Annotated in this window: 9 protein-coding genes; 5 read left to right on the forward strand and 4 right to left on the reverse strand. The window is 61.7% G+C overall.

Annotated elements, in window-relative coordinates; all coding sequences use genetic code 11:
- Positions 1–3: 3 nt before the first annotated feature.
- The 4 genes from GIW04_RS25965 (at position 4) to GIW04_RS25980 (ending at position 3,324) form a co-directional block, all read left to right on the forward strand.
- Positions 4–1,167 carry a YeeE/YedE family protein gene (locus tag GIW04_RS25965; RefSeq protein ID WP_236479331.1) on the forward strand — a complete coding sequence of 388 codons (1,164 nt, stop codon included), beginning with the start codon at positions 4–6 and terminating at the stop codon, positions 1,165–1,167.
- A complete protein-coding gene (locus GIW04_RS25970) occupies positions 1,157–1,690 on the forward strand; it encodes a GNAT family N-acetyltransferase (RefSeq protein ID WP_120248957.1) in 534 nt (177 codons plus the stop codon). The genes GIW04_RS25965 and GIW04_RS25970 overlap by 11 nt, the downstream gene beginning before the upstream one ends.
- Before the next feature lie 91 nt (positions 1,691–1,781).
- Positions 1,782–2,324 carry a cysteine hydrolase family protein gene (locus tag GIW04_RS25975; protein WP_120248956.1) on the forward strand — a complete coding sequence of 181 codons (543 nt, stop codon included), beginning with the start codon at positions 1,782–1,784 and terminating at the stop codon, positions 2,322–2,324.
- A 4-nt stretch (positions 2,325–2,328) separates the two neighbouring features.
- Positions 2,329–3,324 carry a GlxA family transcriptional regulator gene (locus tag GIW04_RS25980; RefSeq protein ID WP_120248955.1) on the forward strand — a complete coding sequence of 332 codons (996 nt, stop codon included), beginning with the start codon at positions 2,329–2,331 and terminating at the stop codon, positions 3,322–3,324.
- Here the strand turns inward: GIW04_RS25980 and GIW04_RS25985 are convergent.
- From GIW04_RS25985 to GIW04_RS25995, 3 genes are all read right to left on the reverse strand, one after another.
- Complete coding sequence (locus GIW04_RS25985; RefSeq protein ID WP_014719217.1) at positions 3,296–3,466, reverse strand: DUF2986 domain-containing protein; 171 nt, start codon at positions 3,464–3,466, stop codon at positions 3,296–3,298. The genes GIW04_RS25980 and GIW04_RS25985 overlap by 29 nt on opposite strands.
- Positions 3,467–3,509: 43 nt before the next feature.
- Positions 3,510–4,538: an alpha/beta hydrolase family protein gene (locus GIW04_RS25990; RefSeq protein ID WP_120248954.1), complete on the reverse strand. Its 1,029-nt coding sequence runs from the start codon at positions 4,536–4,538 to the stop codon at positions 3,510–3,512.
- A 94-nt stretch (positions 4,539–4,632) separates the two neighbouring features.
- Positions 4,633–5,463: an alpha/beta fold hydrolase gene (locus GIW04_RS25995; RefSeq protein WP_014719215.1), complete on the reverse strand. Its 831-nt coding sequence runs from the start codon at positions 5,461–5,463 to the stop codon at positions 4,633–4,635.
- Positions 5,464–5,640: 177 nt separating this feature from the next.
- Between GIW04_RS25995 and GIW04_RS26000 the strand changes: the two genes are divergently transcribed.
- On the forward strand, positions 5,641–6,099 hold the full coding sequence (locus GIW04_RS26000) for a MerR family transcriptional regulator (protein ID WP_014719214.1): 459 nt from the start codon (positions 5,641–5,643) through the stop codon (positions 6,097–6,099).
- A 14-nt stretch (positions 6,100–6,113) separates the two neighbouring features.
- On the opposite strand, the gene GIW04_RS26005 is transcribed toward GIW04_RS26000, so the two are convergent.
- The gene (locus GIW04_RS26005; protein WP_019817544.1) at positions 6,114–7,040 is read right to left on the reverse strand and encodes an acetoacetate decarboxylase family protein; all 927 of its coding nucleotides are present in this window, start codon (positions 7,038–7,040) and stop codon (positions 6,114–6,116) included.
- Positions 7,041–7,146 lie beyond the last annotated feature (106 nt).

A 7,146-nucleotide genomic window follows, 5' to 3' on the forward strand; every position in this document is an offset into this window, starting at 1 on the left:
CAACTGATTGCCTTTATCATCCTGGTGGCGGGCGCGCTGTTCCTGCAGAACATGGTCGGCGCACGCCAGGTGTTGCTGCTGGTGGTCGGCGCCGCGCTGGGCCTGACGCTGTATCACGCAGCCTTCGGTTTTACCTCGGCCTGGCGCGTGTTTATCAATGATCGGCGCGGCGCCGGATTGCGTGCGCAAATGGTGATGCTGGCGGTGGCGGTGCTGTTGTTTTTCCCGGCGTTGGGCGCGGGCACTTTGTTCGGTCAGCCGGTCGTGGGGCTGGTGGCGCCGGCCGGTGTGTCGGTGGTGTTCGGGGCGTTCATCTTCGGGATCGGCATGCAGCTGGGTGGTGGTTGTGCGTCGGGTACTTTGTTCACCGTGGGCGGCGGTAATGCCCGGATGTTGGTGACGCTGCTGTTCTTTATCTGCGGCTCGTTGATCGCCACCCACCATGTCGACTGGTGGTTTGCACTGCCATCGTTCCCGGCGGTTTCCATTGTCAAAAGTTTCGGTGTGCTGCCGGCGCTGGTTCTGAGCCTGGCGGTGTTCGGGCTGATTGCAATGGTGACCGTGCGCCTGGAAAAGCGCCGTCATGGTCAGCTTGAACAAGGCGTACAAAGCGAGCACCAAGGGCTGCGTCGCTTCCTGCGCGGGCCGTGGCCGTTGGTGTGGGGCGCGATTGGCCTGGCGTTGCTCAACTACGCGACCCTGGCCCTGGCCGGGCGGCCGTGGGGCATTACCTCGGCGTTCGCGCTGTGGGGCGCCAAGGTGGCGAGCGGCCTGGGCGTAGACGTCGCCAGTTGGGCATTCTGGCAAATGCCGGGCAATGCCAAGGCCCTGGCTGCACCGGTATGGGAAGACATTACCAGCGTCATGGATATCGGCATTGTTCTCGGTGCGTTGTTGGCCGCAGGCCTGGCCGGGCGCTTCGCGCCCAGCCTGAACATCCCGCTGCGCTCATTGATCGCGGCGGTGATCGGCGGCCTGATGCTCGGCTACGGTTCGCGCCTGGCCTATGGCTGCAACATCGGCGCGTACTTCAGTGGCATCGCCTCGGGCAGCCTGCATGGCTGGGTGTGGTTGGTGGCGGCCTTTATCGGCAACGGCGTGGGCGTGCGCTTGCGGCCTTTCTTCTTTGCGGGCGAACGGCCCCAGGTGGCATTGAGTGGCTGCTGAGCAGTCCGCCTATATTCGCCTGGCGCGCGCGCAAGATGCCGGTTTGTTGCCCGCCATCGAGCAGTGCGCGGCCCAGGCGTTTCGCGCAATCGAAGGGCTGGCTTGGCTGGCGGATGCCGCGCCGATCGGCGTCGAGTGCCATCGGCAGTGGATCGCGCTATCGACCTGTTGGGTGGTGGTTGATGACCTCGATCACCCTCAAGGCTTCCTCAGCGCAGAACGCTTTGGCGACGACCTGCATATCCATGAAGTGTCGGTTGCCCAGCCGCTGCAAGGCCAGGGCTGGGGGCGCAGATTGGTGGAAACGGCGATAGAGCATGCCCGCGCCCAACACCTGCGTGCGGTGACGCTGACCACCTTCAAGCATGTACCCTGGAATGCTCCGTTCTACCGGCGCCTGGGCTTTGCGCCTCACGTTGATTCGCGTCTGGAAACGATCCTGGCGGATGAGTACGCCCATGGCTTCGAACCCGGCAGCCGTTGTGCCATGGCGTGCCCGGTGACATGTCCGAATCCGTCCTGAAGTAGTCTGCCTTGCGTCTGTCGCGCACTGTGGGTGGTCCTTACCATGGCGTGCATCGTTTACCCACTGATGCAAGCCACAAGGACCGTCCATGACCCATAAAGCCCTGATCGTGATCGACGTCCAACATTCCTTCCGCCATTCAACCTACTGGTCCGAAAACGACCTGCCCGACTATCTGGAAAAACAGCAGGCCCTCATCGATGGTTGTGTTCAGCGCGGCATCCCGGTGGTACAAGTCTTCCATGTTGAAGACCAGGGGCATTTCTCCATGCAATCGGGCAACGTCAGGGCATTGAGCGAGCTGTCGATCAATCCACAGTTGGTGATCCACAAGCGTTACCACAGCGCCTTCGCCGGTACGCCCCTGGCCGCTCGCCTCACGGAGATGGACGTCACCACGCTGATCATCAGTGGCATCCGGACCGAGCAATGCTGCGAGACCACCACGCGGCAGGCGTCGGACAGCGGCTTCAAGGTGGACTTTGTCAGTGAAGCGACATTGACGTTCCCCATGACCCACCTGCGTAGCGGCCGGGAGTACACCTCTGCGCAAATCCGCGAACGCACGGAGCTGGTGCTGGAAGAGCGTTTTGCGCGCATCGTCACGGTCGAACAGGCCTTGGAAGGATGAACCTGTGAGCGTACCGGTGCTGTTCGTGCTGTTGCCCAATGTACTGATGCTCGACCTGGCGGGGCCTGCTGAAGTGTTGCGCCTGGCCGCGCAAGCCGAGGACCCGGCGGCGGTGGATTTCGACCTGCAGTACGTCAGCCCGGTGGAGTCGCTGCACAGCTCCATCGGCTTGCCACTGATCGGGCTGGCGCCCCTGCCGCAGACTCTGGCGCCCGGCACGCTGGTGGTGCTGGTGGGCTCCACGATGAACGTATCAAAGGCCCACCAAAAGGCTTTCGAATCGGCCAGCCATCAGCTCACCCTGTGGTTGCAAAACGTCTTCGCGCCCTCGGCCGAACGCCTGGTGTGCGTGTGCGCCGGCGCGTTGAGTGCCGCCAGGGCCGGGCTGCTCGATGGGCGCCAATGCACCACGCACCATTCGCTGTGCGTCACCTTGCAAGCCCTCGCACCCAAGGCCCGGGTCCTGGAAAACCGGCTGTACGTCACCGACGGCCCGGTCAGTTGCAGCGCCGGTATCACGGCGGGTATCGACCTGATGTTGCAGCTGGTCGCCGAACTGGCCGGGCCACGCTTGGCCTGCGCCGTGGCGCGGGACATGGTGGTGTACCTGCGCCGCAGCGGCAGCGACCCGCAGCTATCGCCTTGGGTGACCGGGCGCAATCACCTGCACCCGGCGGTCCATCGCGTGCAGGACGCCATCGCCGCCGCCCCCTGCGAGGCCTGGACACTCACCCGTATGGCAAGCCTGGCCTGCACCAGCAGCCGACACCTGGCGCGCCTTTTCCAGGAGCATGTCGGCATCAGCCCACTGGATTACCTGCATCGCCTGCGCCTGGCGGTGGCGCGGGAACTGCTGGCCGAGTCGGCCCTGGACATAGAAACCATCGCCGAGCGCGCAGGCTTTGGCTCGGCGCGGCATTTGCGGCGTATCTGGGGTAAATACGAAGCGGCAACCCCTTCAGCCATGCGTCTTACTCAGCAGGCGTCTCGCCAGCCGTAACCGGCTCTTGGCCGGCCTCGGTCGCCAGCTTCAAGCGGTCCGCCTTGCTGATGTATTTGTCTTTGCTTTTTGGCGCCAGCTTGGCGCTGGCCTTTTTCGCTTTGGCTTTGAAGAGCTGCTGAAGTTTTTTCTGGCGGTTCATGTTCCGTTGCCTGAAGGGGAAAGGCGCGGATGATACTACCGGTTCAGCGCGCCAGGAACTCGCTGATCAGTGTGATCACCTGCTGCTGGATCACGGGCCGTGGCCGCGCGCCTTTGCCGTCCTGGCAAATGATGCTGTCGCCGGGCACATCAGCGTCAAGCAACGCTGCCGCGCCCGGTTTGCACTGAGACATAAAACTGAAGTGGTTGGCGTCCTGGATCTCCACGTACTGAGTCGACGTTTTTGGCAGCCGCTTGGCCATGTCAGCCGATTCCATCTGCGCCGGCAAATCCGCTGATGGCTCACCGGCGGCGATCACCAGGGCCGGCACTGGCAACGCCGCGAGGCTCGCATCGGTAAAACCGCGTGACAGGCCCAGGTCCAGGGACACCACAGCGGTCACGCGCTTATCGCTCAAGTCCGCAGCCAGTTGAGCCTTCCCGTTCGGCGTACCTTCAGGGTTCATCTCACGGTAAGCCTTGCACGCCACCAACGTCGGATGGGCGTTGCAGTCCCGGGCAAACAACGCCGGGTCGAAACGCGCCCCCGCGCTCTCCATGACCGTCCAGCCCCCCAGGGAATGGCCTATCACCGCGATCCGGCCACTATCCGCCGCGCCAAATGGCGTGGCCTGCGCCAGCAGCGCATCAATGGCCCGGCTCAAATCCCTGGGCCGTTGCCACAACTGCGCGGCGGCTTGCGCGCTGCGATCCTGGCTGGTGGTGCCAGGGTGATTCACTGCCGCCACGATATACCCCTGCCGGGCCAGCGCACTGGCCAACCACGCCTGCTTGCCCCAATTGCCACCGTAGCCGTGGGAGAGCACCACCACCGGATGTTTACCGGGCGTCGGTGCGGCATCAGGCACCGCAAGCACACCGATGAACACCAGGTTGTCAGCGATCAGCTTGGGTTGGGCGGTGCTGGTGGAGGGGTACCACACGGCCATTTCCAACGGGCGAATGTTGTGAGTGTCGGGCAGGGTGGTGGTTTGGAAACCGATGGGGTTGTCGTTGGCGAGTGCAGGCGCGGCAAGACCTATCAGGAGCAGGGCGGCAAAGGGGGCTTTCATTGTTTTTATCGTCCTTGAAATGAAGGACGCAGCATGACCTGAAACGAGCGGTTCAGGTAGAGGGGAGGCGGTCACCCGCCCCCCCAATAATCAATCAGCTCCTTATAAACGCCAGCAAATCCGCATTAATCGTATCGGCATGGGTGGTAGGCATGCCGTGCGGGAAGCCCGGGTAGATTTTTAGCGTGCTGTTTTTCAACAGTTTGGCGGACAGCACCCCGGCATTTTCATGGGGGACGATCTGGTCATCGTCGCCATGCATGACCAATACGGGAATCTGGATGCGTTTCAAGTCTTCGGTGAAATCGGTCTGGGAAAATGCCACGATCCCGTCATAGTGCGCCTTGGCACAGCCCATCATGCCTTGGCGCCACCAGTTCAGGATGATGCCCTCGGACGGTGTGGCGCCTGGGCGGTTATAGCCGTAGAAAGGGCCCGCCGGAACGTCATGATAGAACTGTGCACGGTTGGCTTTCAGTTGCGCCTGCAAGTCGTCGAACACTGACTTGGGCAGGCCGCCAGGATTGCTCGGGGTCTGGACCATCAACGGTGGCACGGCGCTGATGATGGCGGCCTTCGAGACGCGGTCTTCGCCGTGGCGGGCGATGTAATGAACCACTTCACCGCCGCCGGTGGAGTGACCGACATGCACCGCGGTTTGTACGCCCAGATGCTCGACCACGGCCGCGACGTCGTCGGCATAGTGGTCCATATCGTGCCCGTCCCAAACCTGGCTGGAACGCCCGTGGCCACGTCGGTCGTGGGCAACGACCCGGTAGCCTTCGCCCAGGAAAAACAGCATTTGCGCGTCCCAATCATCTGCGCTCAGTGGCCAGCCATGATGAAAGAAAATGACCTGGGCATCGCGTGGGCCCCAGTCCTTGTAGAAAATTTCAACACCGTCTCGCGTGGTGACGTAGCCCATGTTCGCCTCTCCCAAATGAAATGATGGCCTGATCGAATCGCGATCATGGCGCTGGATTGACCCACTGCAGCCCATTCGTGTCTGGCAAGCGTGCCGTCTACGAATCGCCGCCTTGGCCGCCCAATGACTTTAGGTTTAAAGTCAACTTTAAGGTCAATGGTTTTTTGTGGGTGGTACATGAGAATAGGCGAGTTGGCAAAAATCAGCGGGTTGGCGGCCTCACGCATCCGTTTCTACGAAGCGAGCGGCCTGATCCAATCGGTTGAGCGTAAATCCAACGGCTATCGGGACTATGCACCCGGCACCGAGGCGGTGTTGGAGATCATCAAGGGTGCCCAGGCAGCCGGTTTCTCTCTGGAAGAAATCCGGCAGTTAATGCCCAGAAGTGCCGGTGGTTGGCAGCATGACGAGCTGCTCAGCGGGCTCAAGCACAAGGTCGAGGAAATCGAGGTGCTGCAACAACGGCTGGCCCAGAACAAGGCTCAGTTGCTGAACGTCATCAAGGGCATCGAAGGCAAGCCCGAGGGCATGGCCTGTGCGGAGAATGCGCAGATGCTGATTAACCGTCTGCGCGAGGAAGGGGGCGCTCCAGCCTCATCCACAAGAAAAAGCGCCCGCCGGGCCCCGAGGGCCTGACCGGCGCACAAGGGTCAGCGTTCGCCAATCAGGTTGGCGAGCGGCTCTGGCGCATAGAGTGCGCTCTGGAACTCGGGTACGTATTCGTACTTCAGCATTTTCCCCAGCTTGAGGTCGCGCAGGTAATTGGACAGGCTGCCATCGCCCAGCGTGAGGGTGGCTGAGTCTGCGTCACGGCTGGAGCCATGGCTGAGCTGGCGGGAAACCGCGTACCCGTAGGCCAGTTGGCCGTGGTGATCGAGATTGGTGAAACTGCTGGTGACCAGGTCCGCATCATGGGACAGTTTCTCAAGCTTTTTGGCCTTGAACGACACGTCCAGCTTGCCGGTCTGGCTGTCGGTAATGTCATACACCACCGAGTGCCCATCCTCTTTGCGATCAATGCCAGTCAGCCATTTCGGCAGGTTGTAACCGACCACGCCGCGCACCCGCGCCAGCTCGGTATTCACCGGCAGCTTGAGCACATAGCCCCAAAAATCCTGCGACATCGACTGGCCCACCAGCGTGAAGGGGCCCAGGTTGGCTTTGCCAGGTTTGTTAGTGATGATCGACACGGCGACTTCGTTATAGGCGTCGTTATCGCAATGCTCATAGGTGTACGCAGTAAACGCGATCAGTCCGCGACCCGGCCAGACTTGCAAGGGTTGCACGGCGGCCAGTACCTGCGGTGGCATCAACGCCCGAAGCTTATCGATGTCAGCCGTATAGACCGCTGTTACCCGACTGTTCTGATAGTAAAAATTGGGCGAGTAGGATTCAAAACCGATGTCGACCTTGTGCTTTTGCAACCCTTTGAACCAGCTTAAATCAACCTCTGGTAATTCTGCTGCAACCACCGACAACGGCGGGTTGGAGCGAAAGCGGTCGTACAAGCCGCCCTTGACGACGGGCACCTGCTGGCCGGCGATATCGATGTGGGTTGTGTCGTTGGGGCTGGGCATCTCGGGCGTTCCCGCCAACGCAAGGTTGGCAAAAGGGGTGAGCAGCAATCCGGTTAAAACGGCGCTTGGAATGTTCAATCGGTCTTCTCCAGGGAGGGGCTACGGG

It is taken from the genome of Pseudomonas sp. PA-4-8C (assembly GCF_021606625.1).
GTDB lineage: Bacteria > Pseudomonadota > Gammaproteobacteria > Pseudomonadales > Pseudomonadaceae > Aquipseudomonas > Aquipseudomonas lactis.

Coding starts and splice junctions, on each gene's coding strand:
- GIW04_RS25975 (WP_120248956.1), top strand. CDS start 1,782: ATGACCCATAAAGCCCTGATCGTGATCGACGTCCAACATTCCTTCCGC.
- GIW04_RS25985 (WP_014719217.1), bottom strand. CDS start 3,466: ATGAACCGCCAGAAAAAACTTCAGCAGCTCTTCAAAGCCAAAGCGAAA.
- GIW04_RS25990 (WP_120248954.1), bottom strand. CDS start 4,538: ATGAAAGCCCCCTTTGCCGCCCTGCTCCTGATAGGTCTTGCCGCGCCT.
- GIW04_RS25995 (WP_014719215.1), bottom strand. CDS start 5,463: ATGGGCTACGTCACCACGCGAGACGGTGTTGAAATTTTCTACAAGGAC.
- GIW04_RS26000 (WP_014719214.1), top strand. CDS start 5,641: ATGAGAATAGGCGAGTTGGCAAAAATCAGCGGGTTGGCGGCCTCACGC.
- GIW04_RS26005 (WP_019817544.1), bottom strand. CDS start 7,040: ATGCCCAGCCCCAACGACACAACCCACATCGATATCGCCGGCCAGCAG.